Origin of the sequence: Arthrobacter sp. G119Y2, from assembly GCF_038069765.1 — a bacterium.
Taxonomy (GTDB): domain Bacteria; phylum Actinomycetota; class Actinomycetes; order Actinomycetales; family Micrococcaceae; genus Arthrobacter_B.
This window is the reverse complement of the sequence record NZ_JBBPFS010000002.1, coordinates 220,007-243,856: the sequence shown is the minus strand read 5'-3', so window position 1 is coordinate 243,856 and position 23,850 is coordinate 220,007. Positions and strand designations below refer to the sequence as shown.

Annotated in this window: 20 protein-coding genes; 2 read left to right on the top strand and 18 right to left on the bottom strand. The window is 65.6% G+C overall.

The window, feature by feature from the left end:
* The first annotated feature begins 75 nt into the window (after positions 1-75).
* Positions 76-1,224: a glutamate--cysteine ligase gene (locus tag WKB88_RS04865; protein WP_341393415.1), complete on the top strand. Its 1,149-nt coding sequence runs from the start codon at positions 76-78 to the stop codon at positions 1,222-1,224.
* A gap of 414 nt (positions 1,225-1,638) precedes the next feature.
* Here WKB88_RS04865 and tsaD read toward each other — a convergent pair whose 3' ends face one another.
* The 12 genes from tsaD to glmS all read right to left on the bottom strand — a co-directional run bounded on the left by tsaD (position 1,639) and on the right by glmS (position 17,009).
* Entirely contained in the window at positions 1,639-2,706 is a 1,068-nt protein-coding gene (gene tsaD / locus WKB88_RS04860; protein WP_341393414.1) for a tRNA (adenosine(37)-N6)-threonylcarbamoyltransferase complex transferase subunit TsaD, read from the bottom strand.
* Complete coding sequence (rimI, locus tag WKB88_RS04855; protein ID WP_341393413.1) at positions 2,703-3,173, bottom strand: ribosomal protein S18-alanine N-acetyltransferase; 471 nt, start codon at positions 3,171-3,173, stop codon at positions 2,703-2,705. The genes tsaD and rimI overlap by 4 nt, the downstream gene beginning before the upstream one ends.
* A gap of 20 nt (positions 3,174-3,193) precedes the next feature.
* The gene (gene tsaB, locus WKB88_RS04850; protein ID WP_341393412.1) at positions 3,194-3,862 is read right to left on the bottom strand and encodes a tRNA (adenosine(37)-N6)-threonylcarbamoyltransferase complex dimerization subunit type 1 TsaB; all 669 of its coding nucleotides are present in this window, start codon (positions 3,860-3,862) and stop codon (positions 3,194-3,196) included.
* Between the two features lie 10 nt (positions 3,863-3,872).
* Complete coding sequence (gene tsaE, locus WKB88_RS04845; protein WP_341393411.1) at positions 3,873-4,469, bottom strand: tRNA (adenosine(37)-N6)-threonylcarbamoyltransferase complex ATPase subunit type 1 TsaE; 597 nt, start codon at positions 4,467-4,469, stop codon at positions 3,873-3,875.
* Positions 4,466-5,641, bottom strand: a complete 1,176-nt coding sequence (alr, locus tag WKB88_RS04840; protein WP_341393410.1) for an alanine racemase — start codon at positions 5,639-5,641, stop codon at positions 4,466-4,468. Before alr ends, tsaE begins: the two co-directional genes overlap by 4 nt.
* Before the next feature lie 90 nt (positions 5,642-5,731).
* Positions 5,732-6,778, bottom strand: coding sequence for an L-glyceraldehyde 3-phosphate reductase (gene mgrA, locus WKB88_RS04835; RefSeq protein ID WP_341393409.1), 1,047 nt, complete (start codon positions 6,776-6,778; stop codon positions 5,732-5,734).
* Positions 6,779-6,815: 37 nt separating this feature from the next.
* Positions 6,816-8,561 carry a malto-oligosyltrehalose trehalohydrolase gene (gene treZ, locus WKB88_RS04830; RefSeq protein ID WP_341393408.1) on the bottom strand — a complete coding sequence of 582 codons (1,746 nt, stop codon included), beginning with the start codon at positions 8,559-8,561 and terminating at the stop codon, positions 6,816-6,818.
* Positions 8,558-10,918 carry a malto-oligosyltrehalose synthase gene (treY, locus tag WKB88_RS04825; RefSeq protein WP_341393407.1) on the bottom strand — a complete coding sequence of 787 codons (2,361 nt, stop codon included), beginning with the start codon at positions 10,916-10,918 and terminating at the stop codon, positions 8,558-8,560. The genes treZ and treY overlap by 4 nt, the downstream gene beginning before the upstream one ends.
* Complete coding sequence (glgX, locus tag WKB88_RS04820) at positions 10,915-13,104, bottom strand: glycogen debranching protein GlgX (protein ID WP_341393406.1); 2,190 nt, start codon at positions 13,102-13,104, stop codon at positions 10,915-10,917. The genes treY and glgX overlap by 4 nt, the downstream gene beginning before the upstream one ends.
* A gap of 77 nt (positions 13,105-13,181) precedes the next feature.
* Positions 13,182-14,750 (bottom strand): NAD(P)H-hydrate epimerase, encoded by a 1,569-nt coding sequence (locus WKB88_RS04815; protein ID WP_341393405.1) that lies wholly within the window; start codon positions 14,748-14,750, stop codon positions 13,182-13,184.
* A gap of 9 nt (positions 14,751-14,759) precedes the next feature.
* On the bottom strand, positions 14,760-15,110 hold the full coding sequence (locus tag WKB88_RS04810) for a holo-ACP synthase (protein WP_341393404.1): 351 nt from the start codon (positions 15,108-15,110) through the stop codon (positions 14,760-14,762).
* 3 nt (positions 15,111-15,113) lie between these two features.
* Entirely contained in the window at positions 15,114-17,009 is a 1,896-nt protein-coding gene (glmS, locus tag WKB88_RS04805) for a glutamine--fructose-6-phosphate transaminase (isomerizing) (protein WP_341393403.1), read from the bottom strand.
* 123 nt (positions 17,010-17,132) lie between these two features.
* Between glmS and coaA the strand changes: the two genes are divergently transcribed.
* Complete coding sequence (coaA, locus tag WKB88_RS04800) at positions 17,133-18,134, top strand: type I pantothenate kinase (protein ID WP_341393402.1); 1,002 nt, start codon at positions 17,133-17,135, stop codon at positions 18,132-18,134.
* Between the two features lie 24 nt (positions 18,135-18,158).
* On the opposite strand, the gene glmM is transcribed toward coaA, so the two are convergent.
* The 6 genes from glmM to WKB88_RS04770 all read right to left on the bottom strand — a co-directional run bounded on the left by glmM (position 18,159) and on the right by WKB88_RS04770 (position 23,734).
* Positions 18,159-19,520: a phosphoglucosamine mutase gene (glmM, locus tag WKB88_RS04795; RefSeq protein ID WP_341393401.1), complete on the bottom strand. Its 1,362-nt coding sequence runs from the start codon at positions 19,518-19,520 to the stop codon at positions 18,159-18,161.
* 392 nt (positions 19,521-19,912) lie between these two features.
* Positions 19,913-20,410, bottom strand: a complete 498-nt coding sequence (gene rpsI / locus WKB88_RS04790) for a 30S ribosomal protein S9 (RefSeq protein WP_341393400.1) — start codon at positions 20,408-20,410, stop codon at positions 19,913-19,915.
* Positions 20,411-20,449: 39 nt separating this feature from the next.
* Positions 20,450-20,893, bottom strand: coding sequence for a 50S ribosomal protein L13 (gene rplM / locus WKB88_RS04785; RefSeq protein WP_104052711.1), 444 nt, complete (start codon positions 20,891-20,893; stop codon positions 20,450-20,452).
* A 242-nt stretch (positions 20,894-21,135) separates the two neighbouring features.
* Positions 21,136-22,077, bottom strand: a complete 942-nt coding sequence (locus tag WKB88_RS04780) for a tRNA pseudouridine synthase A (protein ID WP_341393399.1) — start codon at positions 22,075-22,077, stop codon at positions 21,136-21,138.
* A gap of 38 nt (positions 22,078-22,115) precedes the next feature.
* The gene (rplQ, locus tag WKB88_RS04775; RefSeq protein ID WP_341393398.1) at positions 22,116-22,658 is read right to left on the bottom strand and encodes a 50S ribosomal protein L17; all 543 of its coding nucleotides are present in this window, start codon (positions 22,656-22,658) and stop codon (positions 22,116-22,118) included.
* 65 nt (positions 22,659-22,723) lie between these two features.
* A complete protein-coding gene (locus tag WKB88_RS04770) occupies positions 22,724-23,734 on the bottom strand; it encodes a DNA-directed RNA polymerase subunit alpha (RefSeq protein WP_104052714.1) in 1,011 nt (336 codons plus the stop codon).
* Between the last annotated feature and the right edge of the window lie 116 nt (positions 23,735-23,850).

Below are 23,850 nucleotides of genomic sequence, written 5' to 3'. Positions count from 1 at the left end.
TTGAACCGGGTTCTCAAGCGCGATGATGCGGGTCGGGGTTCCTTTTGGACATTACGCATTTAAGCAGGAGACAGTTTGGAAATCGGTTTCGCCCAGTCAGCTCAGTCAACACTCGGCGTTGAATGGGAGCTGGCACTTGTCGATCGGACCACGGGAGAACTCGTGTCCGTGGCCGACGAAGTCCTGCGCGGCGTCAGCGCCGCCCACCCGGGCATTACCGAAGATGACGAGCACCCGCACATCAAGCAGGAGCTGCTCGAGAACACTGTCGAGCTGGTGACCGGCGTCTGCAACACCGTCGCCGAGGCCAAGGCGGATCTGACCCGCTCCCTGAACGCCTTGCGCAAGGTCACCGATCCCATGGGCGTAGAGCTGTTCTGCTCGGGCTCGCATCCGTTCAGCGCTCCGCGGTCCCAGCCGATCACCGACAAGGAACGCTATGCCAAGCTGATTGACCGCACGCAGTGGTGGGGCCAGCAGATGCTGATCTACGGGGTGCACGTCCATGTGGGCCTGGACTCCAGGGAAAAGGCGCTGCCGGTCCTGGACGGGCTGGTCAACTACTTCCCGCACTTCCAGGCGCTGTCCGCCTCCTCCCCGTACTGGTCCGGTGAGGACACCGGCTATGCCTCTCAGCGGGCACTGATGTTCCAGCAGCTGCCGACGGCGGGGCTGCCGTTCCAGTTCGGTTCCTGGGCGGAGTACGAGGCCTATGTCCAGGACATGTTCACCACCGGAGTGATCGATTCCATCAGCGAAATTCGCTGGGACATCCGGCCCGTTCCCAACCTGGGCACCGTGGAAATGCGCGTCTGCGACGGCATGGCCACCATTGAAGACGTCGGAGCCGTTGCCGCTTTGACCCAGTGCCTGGTGGAGGAGTTCTCCACCATCCTGGACAACGGCGGCACCATCCCCACCATGCCGCCGTGGCATGTGCAGGAGAATAAGTGGCGCGCTGCCCGCTACGGCCTGGATGCCATCATCATTCTGGACGCGGCCGGCAACGAGAAGCTGGTCACGGACCATCTCCTCGAGGATGTCCTGCCGCGGCTGGCACCGGTAGCGGAGAAACTGGGCTGCACTGCAGAGCTCGCCGACGTCCGCGCCATCATCGAGCGCGGAGCCGGATACCAGCGGCAGCGGCGCGTTGCAGCAGAAAACGGCGGCGACCTGCGGGCCGTCGTCCAGGATGGCATCCGCCAGCTGCGCGGCGAAGGGTAAGCAGCGGGCTCTAGTGAGCCTGAAGCTGGAGTGAGCCGGCGACTGCATGCTGACCTGTTGCGCCTGCAGGACACAAACCGCTCCGAGACCGCATGCGCTGCCCGTTTCACGACTGCATGGGGGTCCATTGAATAGGAGAGGGTTTTGATCTTCGCGATCAGCTGCCGGTCCCCGAGCTGCTCCACCTCACCCGGATTCCCGGCCACCAGCTCATCAACGCACTGCCGGTCGGCCAGGGACAGGCAGGCAGTCTCCCGGACCAGGATCGTGGCCCGGTATTCACTGAGAGGGCCGGCCGCGGGAGGCACAACGTTGAAACGGTGACGCCCACCGGACACCGCTACACCTCGGCCGCTCCGGAGCCCCCGGGAGCCGGGATGCCGGCGCGTCCGCTAACAGATCCTCCGGGACGTATTAGAGATGGATGCTGGTGACGGGCATGGACGGATCCGGAGCAAAATCGATGCCGGAAGGCTCGGCACCGGCCATCACCACCTGCGCACCAAGCGCTGCAACCATGGCCCCGTTGTCCGTGCAGAGAGATATGGGCGGCACCCGCAGTGAGATGCCTTTGGCCGCACAGCGCTGTGCTGTCAGCTCCCGGAGCCGGGAGTTGGCAGCCACTCCCCCGCCGAGCAGCAGGTTGGTGATGCCGTGTTCGGTGCAGGCCAGAACGGCCTTGGCTGTGATGACGTCCACCACTGCTTCCTGGAAAGACGCAGCAATGTCGGCTACCGGGAGTTCTTCGCCTGCGGCCTCGTACTGCTCCACGCACCGGGCCACGGCAGTCTTGAGCCCGGAGAAGGACCAGTCGTAGCGGTGGGGCCCGGGTTCATCGGCACTGCCCATGTATTTGGACTGGGTCAGGCCGCGGGGAAACCGAATCGCCTTCGGGTTCCCTTCCCGGGCGAGCTTGTCGATGGCAGGACCTCCCGGGTAGCCCAGCCCGAGAATGCGGGCCACCTTGTCGTAGGCTTCACCGGCGGCGTCGTCAATGGTCGAACCCAGCAGCTGCACATCACCGGTCAGGGACTTCACCCGCAGGATCTCGGTGTGACCGCCGGACACAAGCAGCGCTCCCAGGTTCTCCGGCAGGTCGCCGCCGTCAAGCACGCCCACCCCCACATGCGCTACAAGGTGGTTGATTGCGTACAGCGGCTTGCCGGTGGCTACTGCGAGCGCCTTTGCAGCGCACACCCCAACCATCAGGGCGCCGGCCAGGCCCGGACCGGACGTCACGGCAATGGCGTCAACTTCGTCAAGCGTTACTCCGGCTTCATCCAGTGCCTGCCGGAGGGTGGGAACAAAGGCGTCCAGGTGCGCACGGGAGGCAATCTCGGGAATCACCCCGCCAAAGCGGACGTGTTCCTCCATGGAAGAAGACACGGTGTTGGTCAGGAGCTTGCCGCCGCGGACAATGCCGACGCCGGTTTCGTCACAGGAAGATTCGATGCCAAGCACCAGGGGGTCGGTGCGGTTCATTCAGTGTCCTTCGTTGTTGCTCGCGGAGACCCGTTCCAGGCGGAAAGGGGCAGCCGCATAATGAGTGCGTCGGCTCCGTCGCGGTAGTAGCGCGGCCGGACGTGGATCTGCTCGAACCCGAACCAGCGGTAGAGCCGCTGCGCGCGGGGGTTGTCGGCGCGCACTTCCAGCAGTACGTCGTCGGCGCCGCGCTGCTTGGCCTCGTCAATGAGGGTGGCCAGGAGTGCCGACCCGATGCCTGCACCTTCGGCCTCCGGCGCCACGGCGATGGTCTGCACATCGGCAATCGGCAGCACGCACATCAGCCCGGCATAGCCGACGACATGTCCGCCGGAGCCCTCGGCAACGTAGTAGGAGCGGGTATCGGCCTGGTTCAGCTCGTCGTAGAACATTTGCAGCGGCCAGGCATCCACCGGGAACAGCGCACGTTCGAGCTCGTCCACGGCGGCTATGTCGTCAAAGCTCATCGGCCGGATCACCGCGCCCGTCACAGTGCGCGCTTCCGGGGGCCGGGAACCTTGGCGTCGGATTCGCGCAGGTAGAGCGGAGTGGTATCCAGCAGCGGAAGCCCGCGGGTCAGGCGCACGACGGCGGTGCGGCCCAGAGCGGACGCCGTAGGCTGTGTATCCGTAAACCCGGTGACGCCGTGCAGAACGTCGGGGTAGAGGCCTGCGCCCGCGCCGTAGACGGGCAGCGCCGGAACCTCGGCCGGGTCGCTGACAAACGGACCGGCCATGAGTTCCGCTGTGCCTCCGGTACTGCGGTAATGGGCCCAGTACACTTCCTTGCGCCGCGCGTCGGTGGCCACGGCAAACTCGTCAATACCCAGCCGCCACGCATCCAAAGCGGCATCCACGGCGATGGCGTCCAGGCTCATGACTCCGTGCACCGGCTTGTTCCAGGCGAACCCGAGGGTGCGGGCCGTGGCTATGCCGGAGCGCAGCCCGGTGAAGGGCCCCGGCCCCACACCCACCACAACGGCGTCCAGGTCGGCGGCGGCAACGCCGGCGGAGTCCATCAGGTTCTTGATGCCCGGAGCCAGCACTTCGGCGTGGGAACGGGTGTCTTCCGTGGCAAAGGCGGCCAGGATCTCCCCTTCCCCGGTCAACAGTGCCGCGCTGGCGATGGCGGAGGTGTCAATGGAGAGAATAAGCACGGTGCCTATTTTACGTCTCCTTTGGCCCGGCCCCATCCGCAGGCTCTTCGGGCCGCAGGTTCGTTCGTTCCCACCGCGGACCGTAGGCAGCCATCCGGATCACCCGCTCCTCATCCGGGTCATCGTCAAAATCGAAGGCGAGGTGGCCGGCATCACGGATTTGGGCGGCATCGGCCCCGGTCGGCCGGACCAGGGTGATCTCCAGCCGGCTTTCGGTGAGGTGCTCAACGAGCCCCCGGCCCCACTCCACCACGGTGACTGAGCTGTCCATCGTGTTTTCGAGGTCGATGTCGTCAATCTCGCCGCTGGAACCGAGCCGGTAGGCATCCACGTGCACCAGATCAGGCCCGTCCGAAAGGCTGGGATGGATGCGGACCAGCACAAAGGTGGGCGAAATGATGCCGGGACGGACTCCCAGCCCGCGCCCCAGGCCCTGGGTGAAGGTCGTTTTCCCGGCTCCCAGCTCGCCGGTCAGCAGGATCAGGTCACCGGCCGCCAGTTCACGGCCGATCCTTTCGGCCGCAGCCTGGGTATCTTCCGGGCCTGTCGTGCGGATCTCGTCCTCCCAGACCGGCAGGCTCGCGCCGTCGTTCTGCGGCGCGCTCATGATTCCGCTCCCTCGGCTGCCTCGGAGTCCGTGTATTTGCGCTCCACCCGCGAACTGATGCGGGTGATGACTTCATAGTTGATGCTGCCGCAGGCGTCCGCCCACTCATCCACGGAGGGCATTCCGATGCCGCCGAACAGCACCGCTTCCCGGCCCACCAGGTCCTTTCCGGTGCCCGCGATGCCGGTGGTTTTGAGATCAATGACCATCTGGTCCATCGCGATGCGGCCAACCACAGGGTAAACAGTTCCATCCACCCAGACGGGACCGCCGGTACCCACGCGGGGAACGCCGTCGGCGTAGCCCAGGGGCACCAGTGCCAGCGTGGTGGCCTCCGACGTGGAGTAGCGCAGCCCGTAGGACACACCCTGGCCGGCGGGGACCTCCTTGCAGTTGGCGACGGTGGTCTTGAGGGTCATGGCCGGGCGCAGGCCCAGTTCAGCCGGAGACTGCCCCGGGAACGGGGAAAGGCCGTAAAGTCCCAGTCCCACCCGCACCATGTCGAAGTGGGCGTCGGGGCGGGACAGCGCTGCCGGCGTATTGGCAATGTGCCTCACCTCGTGGTCCACTCCGGCGTCCTCGGCGACGGCGACGGCGGTGCGGAACCGTTCAAGCTGGTCATCGGTTTCGGTGCGGTCCGGTTCATCGGCTACGGAGAAGTGGGAGAAGATCCCGACGACGCGCAGGAGTCCTTCTTCCTGGTAGGCCAGGGCACGGCCGACGAAGGCTTCCCACTGGTCGGGCGGGCATCCGTTCCGGCCGAGGCCGGTGTCGATCTTCAGGTGCACGCGGGCCGGGATCTGGAGTTCCCGGGCGGCCGCCACGACGTTTTCCAGTTCCCAGCCTGACAGGCCAAGGTCGACGTTCGCTGCAACTGCCGCGCTGAAGGGGCTGTCCACGGTGTGCAGCCAGGCCAGGACCGGAGCGGAGATGCCGGCGCCGCGCAGGGCCAGTGCCTCGGAGATATGCGCGACGCCGAGCCAGGAGGCGCCGGCTTCCAAGGCAGTGCGTGCCACCTGCTCGGCACCGTGGCCGTAGGCATCGGCTTTGACGACTGCCATCACCCGGGCCGGGCTCACCAGCCGGACGAGGTGACGGACGTTGTGCCGCACGGCGGCCAAATCTATGAGTGCTTGGCGTTCGGCGGCGGGAGGAGCTTGTTGGTCATTCACACTGACCATTCTTTCACTCACGGGACTTGCCCGGTGATTCGCCCACCTGCTGCGGCCGCAACCGGAGGAAACCGGTTGCGGCCGCGTCCGTCAGGCCTTAAGCGCCGAAGCCCACAGGTTGATGTCGGAATCGACGGCAAAGGTGTCGATGGCTTCCAGTTCCTCGGAGCTGAACTCCAGGTTGGTTACCGCTGCCAGGCTGTCTTCGAGCTGCTTCACGCTCGACGCGCCCACCAGTGCCGACGTGATGGCTCCGCCCCCGGCCTGCGGGCGCAGCACCCAGGCGATGGCCATCTGCGCAAGGCTCTGGCCGCGGGACTGGGCCAGTTCGTTCAGTCCCCGCACCCGCCGGAGGTTGTCCTCGGACAGCTGGGACTGTTCCAGGGACTTTCCGGCTGCGGCCCGGGAGTCTTCCGGAATGCCGTTGAGATACTTGCTGGTGAGCAGGCCCTGGGCCAGCGGGGAGAAGGCAATCGAACCGGCTCCGGCCTCGTCCAGTGCAGCGAACAGGTTCGGATCCCCCTGCTCGACCCAGCGGTTCAGCATGGAATAGGAGGGCTGGTGGATCAGCAGCGGAGTGCCCATCTCACGCAGGATGCGGGCCGCCTCAAGCGTCTTTTCCGGCGAGTACGAGGAAATACCGGCGTAGAGGGCGCGGCCGGAGCGTACGGCTGTGTCCAGGGCGCCCATGGTCTCTTCCAGCGGAGTCTCCGGATCGGGACGGTGGCTGTAGAAGATATCCACATAGTCCAGGCCCATGCGTTCCAGAGACTGGTCCAGGCTCGCCAGCAGGTACTTGCGGGATCCCCAGTTTCCGTAGGGACCGGGCCACATGTCGTAGCCGGCCTTGGAGGAGATGACGAGTTCGTCCCGGTAGGGCCGGAAATCGTCCTTGAAGTGGCGGCCAAAGTTGGTTTCCGCTGAGCCGTAGGGCGGGCCGTAGTTGTTCGCGAGGTCGAAGTGGGTGACGCCCAGGTCGAAGGCGCGGCGGAGGATGGCGCGCTGGGTCTCGAAATTCTTGTCGTCGCCGAAGTTGTGCCACAGGCCGAGCGACACGGCGGGCAGGTGCAGCCCGCTGCGGCCGACACGGCGGTAGGGCATGGAATCGTAGCGGTTGTCCGCGGCAATGTATGTCATGGGTTACATCTTGCCACTGCCGCGGACAACGCGCCGCCTATCCTGCTGCCAGGACAGCTGCCCCGTAGGCGGGCAGCTGGAGGGCATCGCCGTAGAGTTCGGCCGGGACTGTTTCCAGCAGTACCTTGGAGCTGCCGTTGAAGGGAACCGGCACTTCCCGGGGCGCGTCGGCAAAGTTCAGTGCCACGGCGGTGTCCCCGCGGTGCAGGACGAGCCAGCGCCCCACCTCATCGAAGTCCACGTTCACGCTGCGCAGGTCCTGGTCGGTCAGATCGGGACGGTCCGCCCGCAGCTGCAGGAGCCTGCGGTACAGATCAAGCAGCTTGGCATGCCCGTCCTGATCCACCTCGGACCAGTCCAGCTTGGAGTTCGCGAACGTCGCGGGATCCTGCGGGTTGGGCACCGTCGCCGGATCCCAGCCCATCCGTTCAAACTCCCGCAGCCTGCCCTCCGCCGTCGCCTTACCCAGCTCCGGTTCGGGGTGGGAAGTGAAGAACTGCCAAGGGGTGGAGGCCCCGAATTCCTCGCCCATGAAAATCATGGGCGTGAACGGCACGGTCAGGTTGAGTACGGCCCCCAGCGCCAAGCGGGGATAGTCCAGGGAAGCACTGAGCCGGTCCCCTGCCGCACGGTTCCCGATCTGGTCGTGGTTTTGGATGCAGGTCACCAGCTGGCGGGCTTCCACGACCTCCTTGTTGATCGGACGGCCGTGCGTGCGGCCCCGGAAGGAGGAGAAGGAACCGTCGTGGAAGAAACCGTCCTTCAGCACCTTGGCCAGGGCTGCCAGGGAATCGAAGTCCTCGTAGTAGCCGCCGTTTTCACCGGTGAGGTTCGTGTGTGCCGCGTGGTGGAAGTCATCGGACCACTGGCCGCTGAGACCGTAGCCGTTCAGCTCCCGAGGAGTTATCAGGCGCGGGTCATTGAGATCGGACTCCGCGACAAGGAACAGCGGCTTGCCCAGTTCCTGTGCGCAGTTCTCGGTTTCAACGGCCATTTCCTCCAGGATATGGACCGCCCGCTCGTCATGCAGCGCATGGACCGCGTCCAGCCGCAGTCCATCGACGTGGAAGTCGCGGAACCACATCCGGACGTTGTCCAGGATGTACCGGCGGACGACGTCGGACAGCGGGCCGTCCAGGTTCAGCGAGTCACCCCAGGTGTTGCCCTTTCCCTCGGAGAGGTAGGGACCAAACATGGGAAGGTAGTTTCCGCTGGGTCCGAGGTGGTTGTACACCACATCCTGGATGACTCCGAGCCCGGCCTGGTGCGCTGCGTCCACGAACCGCTGGTAGCCCTCCGGGCCCCCGTAGGTTTCCTGCACGGCGTACCACAGCACGCCGTCGTACCCCCAGTTGTGCGTTCCGTTGAACGCGTTCACCGGAAGCAGCTCCACGTAGCGGACGCCGAGGTCCACGAGGTAGTCCAGCTTGCCGATCGCGGCGTCAAACGTTCCCTCCGGCGTGAAGGTGCCGATGTGCAGCTCGTAGATCGCACCGCCGTCGAGGCCCGGGGAGACCCAGTCCCCGTCGTGCCACTCATGGAGCCCTGGGTCGAAAGTGCGCGAGAGCGCATGGACGCCGTCGGGCTGCCGGCGGGAGCGGGGATCCGGTACCGGGGTATCGGCGTCGTCGATGAGGTAGCCGTAGTCGATGTCTCCGGGCAGCTCTGCGTGCTGGACGTGCCACCAGCCGTTGTCCCCCCGGCTCATCGACAGCTTTCTGCCGTCGGCCAGGAGGGTCATGGTGTTGGCTTTGGGCGCCCACACATCGAAATCGGTCTTCATTCGCCGTCCTTCCGTACCAGCAGCACCGCCGGATAGATGCCAAACAGATCTGCAGCCGGCACGGTGCCGCTGCTTTCGTGGGTCCGCCCGGTCATCGCGTCCGAGTAGGTCCCCTGCGGCAGGACGACGGCGGTGTCCTGCCATCCGCCCGAGCGCTGGAGTCCCAGCGGCAGCCGCGTCACAAGAGTCACGGCGCCGCCGCGGTCAAAACCGAAAACGTGCTCCGCAGCGGGACCGGTTGCCGTTACCGGCAGGTAGTCCGTGAACAGCTCGGGACGGGACCGTTTAAGCCGCAGGGCGCGCGAAACCAGCAGCAGCTTGGCCGCCGCGTCCTCGTCAATCTTCGGAGCATCACCGGCGGGGGTGCTGCCGGTCTCCGTGAAGGACGCCAGCACCTCGCGGCGGCGGCTGAAATCCACGTCCCGGCGGTTGTCCGGGTCCACCAGGGAACGGTCCCAGAACTCGGTTCCCTGATAAACGTCCGGTACGCCGGGCATGGTCAGCTGCAGGAGCTTCGCCGAGAGGGAGTTCGAATATCCTGCGGCACGGATGCGCTCCACCAGGGAGGTCACCAGCGAGTTCACTGCCGGGTCATCGAAGGCCGCGTCAACCGCTGCATGCATCCGGGCCTCGAACTCGGCGTTCGGAGCGGTCCAGGTGGTGCTGGCAGATGCTTCCCGCGATGCTTTCTCCGCGTAGGCATGGGCCCGTTCCCGGCTCAGCGGCCAGGCTCCGACAATGGCCTGCCACAGCAGGTTCTCCATGGCCGGATCCCCCATCGGCGCCAGCGAGGAAAGCTGTGTGAAGGCCTCCCGCCACTCGTCCGGGATTTCCGAGAGGACGGAAATCCGGGCACGGGTGTCTTCGCTGCGCTTGGTGTCGTGGGTGGTCAGGGCTGTCATGGCGGCAGGCTGCTCCTGCTGACGGCGGACAAGCCGGGTGTGAAGTTCAAACGGTTCCACGGCAAAGTGCGCCGGGTCCGCCCCAACTTCGTTCAGCGATGTCAGCCGGGAGTACCGGTAAAACGCGGTGTCTTCCACGCCCTTGGCCATCACCATGCCGGACGTCTGCTGGAACCTGGTGGCCAGCTCGCCCAGGCCGCCGCGGTCAGCCCCGCCGGCGCTGCCGGCCTGCGCAGTGAGCAGAGGGTTCAGCAGCGGGTGCAGGGCATCAAGCGCGCCGGCCAGGTCCGGGCGCCGGACCTTCGCCGCGATCACGGCGTCGGCCAGGTATTCCGCTCCCTCCGGGAGGTAGCTGCGGTACACCGGGAAGCAGGCGAGCAGTTCGGCCAGGGCGTCCGCAGCGGTCTGCGCGTCCAGGCCGCTGTCGCCGGGAAGGAGCCGGACCAGCCGCTGCACTTCCGAATGGAGCAGCTGATCGGCGATGTTCCGCTTGGTGCCGTGGATCATGTGGCCAAACGGCTCCGTGGGCACCAGATCGGTGAGCGGCTTCATTCCGGCCGGATCGACGAAGAGCCGGTCGATGTCGGCGAGCGCGTCATACCCGGTGGTGCCTTCGGTTTCCCAGTCCGCGGGGAGCTTCTCCCCCGGTTCCAGGATTTTCTCCACCAGGATGTACGCGCCCCGGGTCAGTTCGCGCAGCCGGGCCAGGTACCCCTTGGGATCGGCCAGTCCGTCAGGATGGTCAATCCGCAGCCCGTCCACGAGCCCTTCATCGAACCAGCGCTTGATCTCAGCGTGTGATTCGTCGAAGACCCACGGCTCCTCAACCCGGACGCCGGCGAGGGTATTGACGCCGAAAAAACGCCGGTAGTTCAACTCGTTGTCAGCGCGCCGCCAGTTCACCAGCTCATAGTGCTGGCGGGCGTGGACGTCCTGCGCGGAGTCGCCGTCGCCGGCCGTGCCTTGGGCCACCGGGAAGCGGTGGTCGTAGTAGTGCAGCTCGCCCCCGGCCAGCTTCAGCTCGGCAAGCTCGTTGTCCCCGTCTCCCAGGACCGGCAGGCGGAGCTTGCCGTTGGCGGCGTCCCAGTCGATGTCGAACGCTTCGGCATACCGCGATTCCCGGCCCTGCGCCAGGACTGACCACCACCACGGATTGGAATGCGGCGTCGCGATGCCCATGTGGTTGGGCACAATGTCCACCAGCACTCCCATGCCGGCGGCGTGCGCGGCGTCGGAGAGGGCTTTGAGCCCCTCGGCGCCGCCGCGAGCCGGGTCCACGGCAGAGGGGTCGACGACGTCGTAGCCGTGGTCGGACCCCTCCTCCGCGGTGAGGATGGGTGAGAGATACACCCAGTCCACCCCCAGGTCCGCCAGGTACGGAACGAGGTCCGCGGCGTCAAAGAGGGTGAAGGACGGGCGGATCTGCAGCCGGTACGTGGAGCGGGGCGTCCTCATCCCCCAACCTCCGGGCTCTGGGCCTTGGACCCGGCCATAGCGGCGAGGGAAGCGGCCACTGAGTGGTCGTGCTCCTCTTCCTCCTCATGGGCGCGCAGCACCACCATGGACTTGGCAGCCACGGTGATCTGGCCGTCAGCGGGAATGGGCGCTGAGTCGGCGTACTCCCCGGCAGTATCGATGACCTCGTCCCACATCGGCGCGTATTCCTTCGACGGAATCGTCACCTTGACGGACTCGTCGTGGGCGTTGAAGTAGAGCAGGAAGTTCAGGTCGGTGATCCGCTGTCCGCGCGCGTCCTTGCCGGAAATGCCCTGGCCGTTCAGGAAAACGCCCAGCGAGCGGCTGACCGGTGTATCCCAGTCGTCGGGGGTCATCGGCGTGCCGTCCTCGGTCAGCCAGACGATGTCGGGCAGCGCCTCGCCCTCGCCCCGGCGCACCGGGCGGCCGTCAAAGAAGCGGCGGCGGCGGAAGGTGGGGTGTTCGGCCCGCAGCGTGTTCACCGCTGCGGTGAATTCCATCAGCGGCGCATCCATGTGCTCCCAGTTGATCCAGCTGATTTCGGAGTCCTGGGCATAGGTGTTGTTGTTGCCCTGCTGGGTGCGGCCCAGTTCGTCGCCGTGGGCGATCATCGGCACGCCCTGCGAGAGCAGCAGGGTGGCCAGGAAGTTCCGCTGCTGCCGGGCGCGAAGCGAGAGCACCGTCGGGTCGTCCGTGGGGCCCTCCACTCCGCAGTTCCAGGAACGGTTGTGGGATTCGCCGTCGTTGTTGTCTTCGCCGTTGGCTTCGTTGTGCTTCTCGTTGTAGGACACCAGGTCATGCAGCGTGAAGCCGTCATGGGCGGTGACAAAGTTGATCGAGGCCACCGGCCGGCGGGCCGAGGACTCGTACAGGTCTGCCGATCCCGTGATGCGGGAGGCGAACTCGCCCAGGGTGGAGGGCTCTCCGCGCCAGAAGTCGCGCACCGTGTCGCGGTACTTGCCGTTCCATTCGGTCCACTGCGGCGGGAAATTGCCCACCTGGTAGCCGCCCGGGCCAATGTCCCAAGGCTCGGCGATCAGTTTGACCTGGGAGACTACGGGGTCCTGCTGCACCAGTTCGAAGAAGGTGGAGAGCCGGTCGACGTCGTAGAACTCGCGGGCCAGCGTGGAGGCGAGGTCAAACCGGAACCCGTCCACGTGCATTTCGGTGACCCAGTAGCGCAGCGAGTCCATCAGCAGCTGCAGCGAGTGCGGGTTCCCCACGTTCAGTGAGTTTCCGGTACCCGTGTAGTCCATGTAGTACCGCTTGTCGTCATCCATCAGCCGGTAGTAGGCCTGGTTGTCGATGCCGCGGAAGGAAAGCGTTGGGCCCAGGTGGTTGCCTTCGGCCGTGTGGTTGTAGACCACGTCGAGGATCACTTCGATCCCGGCCAGGTGCAGCGCGCGCACCATGGCTTTGAACTCCTGGACCTGCTGGCCCTCGTCACCGGTGGCGCTGTAGGTGTTCTGGGGCGCGAAGAAGCCAATGGTGTTGTAGCCCCAGTAGTTGGAAAGCCCCTTGTCCTGAAGCGTGGAGTCGTTGACGAACTGGTGCACCGGCATCAGCTCGATGGCGGTGATCCCCAGCTTTTGCAGGTGAGCAATCACGGCGGGGTGGGCAACGCCGGCGTAGGTGCCGCGCTGTTCCTCGGGGATTTCCGGGTGCAGCTGCGTCAGGCCCTTGACGTGGGCCTCGTAAATAACGGAGCGGTGGTAGGGAATCTTGGGCTTGCGGTCGCCGTCCCAGTCGAAGAAGGGGTTGATGACAACGCCCATCATCATGTGCGACGCGGAATCCTCGTCATTGCGCGAGTTCTCGTCGCCGAAGTTGTAGCCAAACAGCGACTGGTCCCAGTCGATTTCGCCGGCCACGGCCTTGGCATAGGGATCCAGCAGGAGCTTGTTCGGATTGCAGCGGTTGCCGTTCTCCGGATCGTACGGGCCGTCCACCCGGTACCCGTACTTCTGTCCGGGCTGGACGTGGGGCAGATAGCAGTGCCAGACGTAGCCGTCCACCTCGGTCAGGCGGACACACTCTTCGGCGCCGTCGTCGTCAAACAGGCACAGCGTGACCGAATCGGCCACCTCGCTGTACAGCGCAAAATTGGTGCCGTTTCCGTCGTAGGTCGCGCCCAGCGGATAGGCATCTCCCGGCCAAACTTCCATGTAGAGCTCCTGACTAGTCCAGATGACAACAAAGAATAGTATGTCTACTTACTTTCTACCGCAGACTGCGCCCAGCATTAAACGGCCCGTTTTACTACTTTTCCTTCCACACGCGCCCGCGGGCGTTCCGGCGCCGTTTCCGAGGGGGCATTAAGGCGTGCGACGACGGTGCGGACGGCGGCCGGCAGCGCGGAGGGTTCCACCGGCCCTGCAGCGGCGGCCAGGGTGCCGGCCCGGCCGTGAATGCTCGCGGCAGCGGCGGCCAGGGCCGCATAGTGTCCCGGCGGGGCCGCGGGATTCCCGTCCCTGCCGTACCGGTCCGTTGCGAGCAGCGACCCGAGGATGCCGGACAGCGTATCGCCGCTGCCGGCTGCCGCCAGCCACGGCGTTGCCTCCGCCTGGCTGAACGTTTCGCCGGTGGGCGCGGCGGTAATGGTCGCCCAGCCCTTGAGCAGGACGGTAGCTCCCGTCAATCCTGCGGCGCGGCGGGCATAGTGCAGCGGATCCGCCTCGATCTGCTCCCGGGTGGCGGTTTCGCCGAGCCGGTTCAGGAGGGCGGTCAGCTCGCCGGCGTGCGGGGTGAGGATTACCTGGGGCCCCAGGCCCGGCTGTGCGTAGCCCACGGCATCGGCGTCGACGACGGCGGGAAGCCCCGAAGCCACGGCGTCCAGGGCGCGCCGGCGCTGGTCTTCGTCCGCTCCGGCTCCCGGACCGGTGAGCCAGGCCTGCACGTGGGTGTCCGGAACGGCACCGGCCGCGCAGACCGCTTCGGGATGTGCGGCGTTGATCAGCCGGCAGACTGTCTCGGGGCCCAGATAGCGGACCATGCCGACGCCGGCGGCCAGCGCTGCCCCGGTGGCCAGGACGGCGGCACCGGGATAGGTGGCCGAACCGGCGGCGATGCCGAGCACGCCGCGGGTGTATTTGTGGTCCGTCTTCTCCGGAGCGGACAGCAGACCGGCTATATCTGCGGTTTCCAGCCGGCGCACGTCAGGAGGGGACGGAAACGGCAGGCCGATGTCCACGGATTCAATCCGCCCGGCGGCCACAGCCCCCGGGCCGGCCAGCAGGCCGGTCTTGACGGCTCCGAAGGTGACGGTAAGGTCCGCCGCGAGATGGGCACCGCCTGCTTCCCCGGTGTCTGCGTCCACTCCGCTGGGCAGGTCGCAGGCAATGATCAGCGGTGAAGCCTCCGGCGGAAGCTGCCGCACCAGTGCTGCTGCGTCCCCCCGCAGCCCGCCCCTGCCGCCGGTTCCGAGAATGCCGTCAATCAGCAGGTCCGCTGCCGTGCAGGCAGCCGCGGCCGGGCCGAGCCCGGCGGACAGCTGCACCGTGCGGCCGCCCTGCCGCCGGAATTCGGCGAGGGCTTCGGGATGTGCCGCGGGCGCTGTCAGGACCGCTGTGATGCCCGCGCCGCGCCGTGCCAGCCGGGCGGCAGCGTACAGGGCGTCGCCGCCGTTGTTCCCGGCGCCGGCAAGTACCGTCACTCTGGACCCGTACAGGGAACCCCGGGCCCCCAGCAGTTCACGGACGCAGGCGGCGTACAGTCCGTACGCGGCACGCTGCATCAGAGCAGGACCCTGGCCGGCGTCGAGCAACGGCTTTTCCGCGGCCCGCACAGCGGTGCCGGAGTACGCACTGATCATGTGTCCAGATTAGCCCTCGGCTACCACCATGGCAGTGGCGACATCGCCGTCATGGCTGAGTGAGAGGTGCCAGGTGCGGACACCCTTGGCTTCGGCAGCCGCTGCCACCGTGCCCCGCACGCTGACGCGGGGAGCCCCCGCGGCGTCGAGATCCACCTGGCAGTCCTGCCAGTTCATGCCGGCCGGGGCGCCGAGCGCCTTGGCAACAGCTTCCTTGGCGGCAAACCGTGCCGCCAGGGAACGCAGGTTAAGCTCCCGTTCGGCCGGAACAAACAGCCGGGCCCGCAGGCCCGGCGTCCGTTCCAGCTGGCGTCCGAACCGCGGTACGTCCACCACGTCGACGCCAATGCCGATGATCACCGCTTATTCCACCGTGACTGACTTGGCCAGGTTGCGCGGCTGGTCGACGTCGAAACCCTTGGCGGTGGCCAGGGCGCAGGCGAAGATCTGCAGCGGAACCGTGGTCAGCAGCGGCGCCAGCAGGGTGGGGGTTTCGGGCACGTAGAAGACGTGCTCGGCGTAGGCCTTCACGGCGTCGTCGCCCTCTTCGGCAATAACGATGGTCTTGGCGCCGCGGGCACGGATCTCCTGGATGTTGGAGACCACCTTGGCGTGCAGCGAATCCCGGCCGCGCGGTGAGGGGACCACCACGAAGACGGGCTGGCCCTCTTCGATGAGCGCAATCGGTCCGTGCTTGAGCTCGCCGGCGGCGAAGCCTTCGGCGTGGATGTAGGCCAGTTCCTTCAGCTTCAGGGCACCTTCCATGGCCACCGGGAAGCCGACGTGGCGGCCGAGGAAGAGGACGGACTTGGCATCGGCCATCAGCTCGGCCAGTTCCTTGATCTGCCCGGAGTTATCCAGGACCTGCTGGATCTTGGCGGGAACCTTCGCGAGGTCCGTCAGCAGGTCCTTGATCTCGCCCTGGAACTTGTCGCCGCGCAGCTGGGCCAGGTAGAGGCCGAGCAGGTAGGCGGCGGTGATCTGTGCCAGGAAGGCCTTCGTGGAGGCCACGGCAATCTCAGGACCGGCATGCGTGTAAAGCACGGCGTCGGACTCGCGCGGGATGGTGGAGCCGTTGGTGTTGCAGATCGCCAGCACCTTGGCGCCCTGCTCCTTCGCGTAGCGGACGGCCATAAGCGTGTCCATGGTCTCGCCCGACTGGGAGATGGCGACGATCAGCGTGTTGCCGTCCACGATCGGGTCGCGGTAACGGAACTCGTGGCTGAGCTCCACCTCAACCGGGATCCGGCACCAGTGCTCAATGGCGTACTTGGCGACCTGGCCGGCGTAGGCGGAAGTGCCGCAGGCCAGGACCATGATCTTGTTGATCGACTTCAGGTCTTCCGGGTCGATGCGCAGCTCGTCCAGGGTCAGGCGGCCCTCAATGTCGGAGCGCCCCAGCAGGGTGTCGCCCACGGCCTGCGGCTGGTCGTTGATTTCCTTCTCCATGAAGGAGGGATAACCACCCTTTTCCGCGGCGGCAGCGTCCCAATCGACCTTGAACTCCGTACCCTCGGCAGGGTTGCCGTAGAAGTCGGTGATCTCGACGAGCTCCGGGGTGATCGTGACGATCTGGTCCTGGCCCAGTTCAACGGCCCGGCGGGTGAAGTCGATGAACCCGGAGACATCGGAGCCCAGGAAGTTCTCTCCGTCGCCCAGGCCAACCACGAGCGGGGAGTTGCGGCGTGCGGCCACAACGACGTCGGGTGAATCGGCGTGGATGGCCAGGAGGGTAAACGCACCTTCAAGCCGGCGGCAGGCCAGCTGCATGGACAGGGCCAGGTCTCCCCCGCCTTCGCCGCGGTAGACCGAAGCCAGCAGGGCGGCGGCAACCTCGGTGTCCGTTTCCGAGATGAACTCGGCGCCGGCGGCGAGCAGCTCGGCCTTAAGCTCTGCAAAGTTCTCGATGATCCCGTTGTGGATCAGGGCCAGGCGGCCCTCATCGGCCAGATGCGGGTGGGCGTTCTCGTCCGTGGGCCCGCCGTGGGTCGCCCAGCGGGTGTGGCCGATTCCGGTGGTTGCTTCCGGCAGCGGGGCTGCAGCCAGTTCGGCCGTCAGGTTGGCCAGCTTGCCCGACTTCTTGCGGGAGTCAATGCCGGCTTCGGTCAGCACGGCCACGCCGGCCGAGTCGTACCCGCGGTATTCCAGCCTGCGCAGGCCCTCCATGACGACGTCGAGCGCCCCATGGTCATGACTCTTGAGCTCCCCTGCGGCGGCGGCACTGGGGCGGCGACCGGCATATCCAACGATTCCACACATACGGATAAGACTACCGGCAGGAGCACGTACATCGCCAAAGCACGCTGCGGCGGGCAACACGCCGGATTCAGGGCTGTGACACGGCCGTTTTGGATTGACTGCGCGGCAGGGCAGAATCGTAAAGTGACAGACCGTACATCAAAGGCAGCCCCTAATCCAGCCAAGGCCTCCTCCGGGAACGCAACGGACAGCGGGTTTTCGCCGTTTGTCGAGCTGGACCGGCAGACCTGGTCCCGGCTTTCCAACGAAATCCGGTCGCCCCTGAACCAGGACGACATCCTGCGGCTTCGGGGCCTGGGCGAGAAGCTGAACCTGGACGAGGTACGGGAGGTTTACCTTCCGCTGTCACGCCTGCTGAATCTCTACGTTGCCGCGGCCGGGCGACTGCACAGTGCCACCACCACCTTCCTCGGCGAGAAAACCACCCGGACACCGTTCGTGATCGGGGTGGCCGGTTCGGTCGCCGTGGGGAAGTCGACGACGGCGCGCGTGCTGCGGGAGATGCTGCGCCGCTGGCCGGAAACGCCGAATGTGGAACTGATTACCACCGACGGCTTCCTCTACCCCAATGCCGAGCTCAAGAGGCGGGGACTGATGGACCGCAAGGGATTCCCCGAGTCCTATGACCGGCGTGCCCTGCTGCGCTTCGTCAGCGCCGTCAAGAGCGGAGCAGAGGAAGTGCGGGCCCCGCGCTACTCGCATCTCACCTACGACATCGTGCCCCATGAGGAGATTGTCGTCCGCCGCCCCGACGTGCTGATCGTCGAGGGACTCAATGTCCTCGCCCCTGCCCGCACCCGGGCCGACGGCCGGGCAGGCCTCGCACTGAGCGATTTCTTCGACTTCTCCATCTATGTGGATGCCCGGACCTCCTACATCGAGGAATGGTACGTCCAGCGGTTCATGTCACTGCGCGGCGGAGCCTTCGCCGACCCGGAATCCTATTTCCACCGCTACGCCGGGCTGACGGACGAAGAAGCCCGGGCAACGGCGCTGGACATCTGGAAGCGCATCAATGAACCAAACCTCGTCACCAACGTCCTGCCCACACGCGGCCGCGCCCAGCTGGTGCTGACCAAGGACGCGGACCATTCAGTGACCCGGATGCTGCTGCGCAAGACGTAGGACTGCGGAGCGGGCTCCGGCCGCTCAGGCTTCTGTGGGCTCCAGAGCCAGGTTGTCCTCCACGGTTTCGGCCAGCTTCGCAGCCACCGAGGCGGCTGTTTCCATGTCCGCCGCTTCGACCATGACCCGGACGAGGGCTTCGGTGCCCGAGGGGCGGAGCAGGACCCGGCCTGATTCGCCGAGGGTGCTTTGCGCGTTCAGCACGGCCCGGAGAACCGCTTCATTGGTGCTGACCGCAGCCTTGTCGACGCCCTTGACGTTGATGAGGACCTGCGGGAGCTTGTTCATGACCTGGGCAAGCTCCTTGAGCGTCCGTCCGGTGCGCTTCACCTGCGCGGCAAGCTGCAGGCCGGTCAGGACGCCGTCGCCGGTGGTTGCGTACTCGGAGAAAATGACGTGTCCGGACTGCTCGCCGCCGAGGCTGTAGCCGCCTTCACGCATACCTTCGAGTACGTACCGGTCCCCCACTCCGGTCTCCCGGAGGCTGATCCCTGCTTCGCGCAGTGCGAGCTTCAGGCCCAGGTTGCTCATGACCGTCGCCACGAGGGTGTCGTCCTTGAGCTTGCCGGCTGCCTTCAGCGCCACCGCCATGATGGCCATGATCTGGTCTCCGTCCACGACGGTTCCTTCATGGTCCACGGCGAGACAGCGGTCAGCATCGCCGTCGTGGGCCACGCCCATGTCGGCACCGTGCTTGAGCACAGCGGCCTGCAGCTTTTCCAGATGGGTGGAGCCGTAACCGTCGTTGATGTTCACGCCGTCGGGATCCGCGCCGATGACCACCACTTCGGCGCCTGCGTCAGCAAAGACCTGGGGCGAGCAGCCGCTGGCGGCACCGTGGGCGCAGTCCAGGACGACTTTCAGCCCCTCAAGCCGGTTGGGCAGTGTCTGGAGCAGGTGGATGACGTAGCGGTCTTCAGCGTCCGCAAACCGGTGGATGCGTCCCACGTCCGCACCGGTGGGGCGGGGGCTGGGCTTCGCCATTTCGAATTCAATGTCGTCTTCGGCGGTATCGTCGAGCTTCTGGCCGCCGCGGGCGAGGAACTTGATGCCGTTGTCCGGGGCGGCATTGTGGGAAGCGGAAATCATGACGCCGAAGTCCGCGTTCAGGTCCGCCACCAGGAAGGCCGCTGCGGGGGTCGGCAGGACGCCGGCGTCGAAGACGTCAACGCCGGAGCTCGCGAGCCCTGCTTCCACTGCCGCGGAGATGAAGTGCCCGCTGATTCGGGGATCGCGTGCAACGACTGCAACAGGCCGCCGGCCGCCTTCCACACGCCGGTGTCCCAGAACGACGGCGGCCGCCTGCGCCAGGCCCAAGGCCACTTCGGCGGTGATCAGGCCATTGGCCAATCCACGGACGCCATCGGTTCCAAACAGTCTAGTCATCGCACGTTATCCTCAAACAGGGGGTAGGGCTGCAGGCGCCTCAGCGGGCAGCCCACTGGGCTATTGTGCCACTCCCTTGCCGCAGCCGACTAAGCGCCGGCGGGCAGGCAGGTGATTTCAGTGACCAAGAACACGTGCTGCGCCGGGGCAGGGACGGGATCACGGCCTTCTTCCACAACGCAGAAAGTGCGCCTCCAATGCTGGAAGACGCACTTTCTGTGAACCCAGGACGCTGTAAGCGCATGAATCCAAGCGCCGATTTAGCGCGTGGAGCCAAGTGCCCGTAAGCGCATGAATCCAAGCGCCGCAAGAGCGCGTGGAGCCAAGCGCCAAAAAGCGCCGAGGGCCCCAAAGGCCATCCGCTTTGCGGATGGCCTTTGGGTAGGCGCTTTTTAGCGCTTGGAGTACTGAGGTGCCTTGCGTGCCTTCTTGAGACCGGCCTTCTTGCGCTCGATGACGCGGGCGTCACGAGTCAGGTAGCCGGCCTTCTTCAGGGTCGGGCGGTTGTTCTCGCGGTCGATCTCGTTCAGCGAGCGGGCAACGCCCAGACGCAGCGCACCGGCCTGGCCGGAGGGGCCACCGCCGTGGATGCGGGCAATGACGTCGTAGGCGCCGTCGAGGTCGAGGACCTTGAACGGCTCGTTGACGTCCTGCTGGTGCAGCTTGTTCGGGAAGTACGCAGCCAGGTCGCGGCCGTTTACCAGCCACTTGCCGGTGCCCGGGACAACGCGCACGCGGGCGATGGCCTGCTTGCGGCGGCCAACAGCCGAACCGGCAACGGTCAGTGCGGGGCGTTCCTTGACGGCAGCCTCGGCTGCATCAGGGGTTTCCGAGGTGTAGCTCGAAAGCTCCTCGGTTGTTTCATTGAGCTCTTCAGTGTTCTGAGCCACGATTCTCCTTGAATTAATTCTTTAGTTGGCGGGCCAGAACTACTGGGCGACCTGGGTGATTTCGAAGGTCTTGGGCTGCTGGGCTCCATGCGGGTGCTCTGCACCGCGGTAGACCTTAAGCTTGCTGATCTGCTGTGCAGCCAGGGAGTTCTTGGGCAGCATGCCGCGGATGGCCTTCTCAACTGCACGTACCGGATTGGACTCCAGCAGTTCTGCGTAGTTGACGGAGGACAGACCGCCCGGGTAACCCGAGTGGCGGTAGGCACGCTTCTGTTCGAGCTTGGCGCCGGTGAGGGCAACCTTCTCGGCGTTGATGATGATGACGAAATCGCCCATGTCCATGTGGGGAGCGAAGGTCGGCTTGTGCTTTCCGCGCAGCAGTGTTGCGGTCTGGCTGGCAAGACGGCCTAGGACAACGTCGGTGGCGTCAATGACGTGCCACTGGCGGTTGATGTCGCCGGGCTTCGGGGTGTACGTACGCACGGTTTTTGCCTTCGTTTCTTCTTCTTAGGTGGCGCGGCTCATATGGATGCCACATGGTCCGCAGCTTCTCTATGCGTTTACCGGATGGTCAGGTGAGGACTGATGTAACCAGTGGTCCTGATGTACTCGGCTATTTCCCCGGGGCCAGGTGGCTCTGCAACCGAGCCGCTCCCGTGGGCATAGACCTATCGAGGTAGGACACGCACAACGACTATAAACAATAGCCTGCTTGCGGGTCGAGGTCAAAAGCCGGACAGGGAGCGCCTGGCGCGCGTGCTCTCTGCCCTCTGCAGCATTTGGGCATCGGCCGGATACCTTACTTCTTCGAGGATCAGGGGGTGGGGGGCGGCCAGAAGCGACTTTGAATCCCGGATGCGTGCCTGCAGCCTTTGCCCCAGCCATTCAGGGGTCCGCTCCCCCGCCCCGACAAGCATGGCTCCGCCCACCAGGGACCGGACCATGTTGTGGCAGAAGGCATCAGCCTGCAGATGGGCCTCGATCACGCCGTCGGGGCGGCGCAGGAAGGAGAACTCCTGCAGTTCCCGCACCGTGGTGGCCCCGGTGCGCGGCTTGCAGTAGGACAGGAAGTCCCGCACCCCCAGGACGGCTTCGGCCGCTGCATTCATCCGGTGCTCATCCAGTGGGAAGTCGTGCCAGAGGGTCACCGTACGGGTCAGGGGATCTCGGCTGGCTTCGCGGTCGGCGATCCGGTAGCTGTAGCGCCGCCAGAGGGCGGAGAACCGGGCATCGAAGCCCTCGGGAGCCAGGGAGGCCGAGTGGACCGTGATGGCCCCTTCCATGGCGTGGATGACCCGTTTGGGGGCCTTGGCCCTGCGCAGAGGCATGGTGAGATCCTTGTTCAGGATTCCCCGCATCCTGCGGATCAGCGCCTCCTCGGGAGTGAGGGCAGCACCGCGGGCAAGCCCCTCCCACTCGGGACCCGTGAGGTCGAAGTGAACCACCTGCCCGCGGGCGTGGACGCCTGAATCCGTCCGGCCGGCAACCGTCAGCCGGACCGGCCGGCGGACGAGCACTTCCAGGGCCGCCTCAAGGCTGCCCTGCACCGTGGGGAGATCGTCCTGGACAGCCCAGCCGTAAAAAGCGGCACCGTCGTAGGACAGGTCCATCCGGACACGAAAAAGCCCGCCGTCCGGTGAGGGTGCGGCGGGCCTTTCGATACTCATGCCCTCAATATTAAGGGACATTGTGCCGAAGCGAAAAATTACTTCTTCTCTTCGGTCTCCACTGCTTCGTCGGCGGAATCAGCGGACTCAGCCGAGTCGGCAGACTCAGCGGAATCGGCGGACTCGGCCGAGTCGGCAGACTCAGCGGATTCCTCGACCGGTGCCGGAGCAGCCACGGCTGCTGCGGTCTCGGCCTCGGCTACAACGGCCTGCTTGGCCGAAACCGGCTCGAGAACCAGTTCGATGACAGCCATGGGGGCGTTGTCGCCCTTGCGGTTGCCGATCTTGGTGATGCGGGTGTAGCCGCCGTCGCGCTTCTCGACTGCCGGAGCAATGTCGGTGAAGAGCTCGTGGACAATACCCTTGTCCGAGATCAGGCCCAGGACGCGGCGGCGGGAAGACAGGTCTCCGCGCTTTGCGAACGTGATCAGACGCTCGGCGTAGGGACGCAGGCGCTTGGCCTTCGTCACCGTGGTGGTGATCTGCTTGTGCTCGAACAGCTGGGCAGCCAGGTTCGCCAGCATCAGGCGCTGGTGGGCCGGGCTGCCTCCGAGGCGCTTACCCTTGGTGGGTGTAGGCATTACATTTTCTCCTCAAACGGTGCCGTGCGGAACCAACAGGCCCGGACGGCAAAATTTTGCGTGTGTTAGAGCTCGTCGTCCGAGTATTCGGACTCGTCCTCTTCAATAGCTGCGGCACGGGCGGCCAGGTCAAATCCGGGAGGGGAATCCTTCAGGGACAGACCGAGTTCGACCAGCTTTGCCTTTACCTCATCAATGGACTTTGCACCGAAGTTGCGAATGTCCATCAGGTCAGCCTCGGAGCGGGCAACGAGTTCACCCACAGTGTGGATGCCTTCACGCTTGAGGCAGTTGTAGGAACGCACAGTCAGCTCAAGGTCTTCGATCGGCAGGGCCATGTCGGCTGCCAGTGCGGCATCCGTGGGGCTCGGACCGATTTCGATACCTTCAGCAGCGCTGTTCAGTTCGCGGGCCAGGCCGAACAGTTCAACCAGGGTGGTGCCGGCAGACGCGACGGCGTCGCGCGGTGCAATGGCATCCTTGGTCTCAACGTCAACGATCAGGCGATCGAAGTCGGTGCGCTGTTCAACACGGGTAGCTTCCACGCGGAAGGTTACCTTCAGGACCGGCGAGTAGATGGAGTCGACCGGAATACGGCCAATCTCCTGGTCGCCGGACTTGTTCTGGCTTGCGGAAACGTAGCCGCGTCCGCGTTCGATGGTCAGTTCGAGCTCGAACTTGCCCTTCGAATTCAGAGTGGCAATGTGCAGATCCGGGTTGTGGAACTCCACGCCGGCCGGCGGAGCAATGTCCGCAGCCGTCACGACGCCGGGACCCTGCTTGCGCAGGTAGGCGACAACGGGTTCGTCGTGCTCGGAGGAGACCGACAGGTTCTTGACGTTCAGGATGATCTCGGTGACATCTTCCTTCACGCCCGGAACCGTGGTGAACTCGTGCAGCACGCCGTCGATCCGAATGCTGGTTACTGCAGCACCGGGGATCGAGGACAGGAGCGTACGGCGAAGGGAGTTGCCAAGGGTGTAGCCGAAACCGGGTTCCAGCGGTTCGATGATGAACCGCGAGCGGTTGTCGGCTACGACTTCTTCAGTGAGGGTAGGGCGCTGTGCAATGAGCACTTGCATTTCCTTTCAGCGAGCGTCCGCTATATGACGCAACACAAATGGTGGAAACGACGACGACGGGTCTTCCGCGGGCGTCTTGGACGGCTAGCAGCCACGTGCCCGGAGCCGGA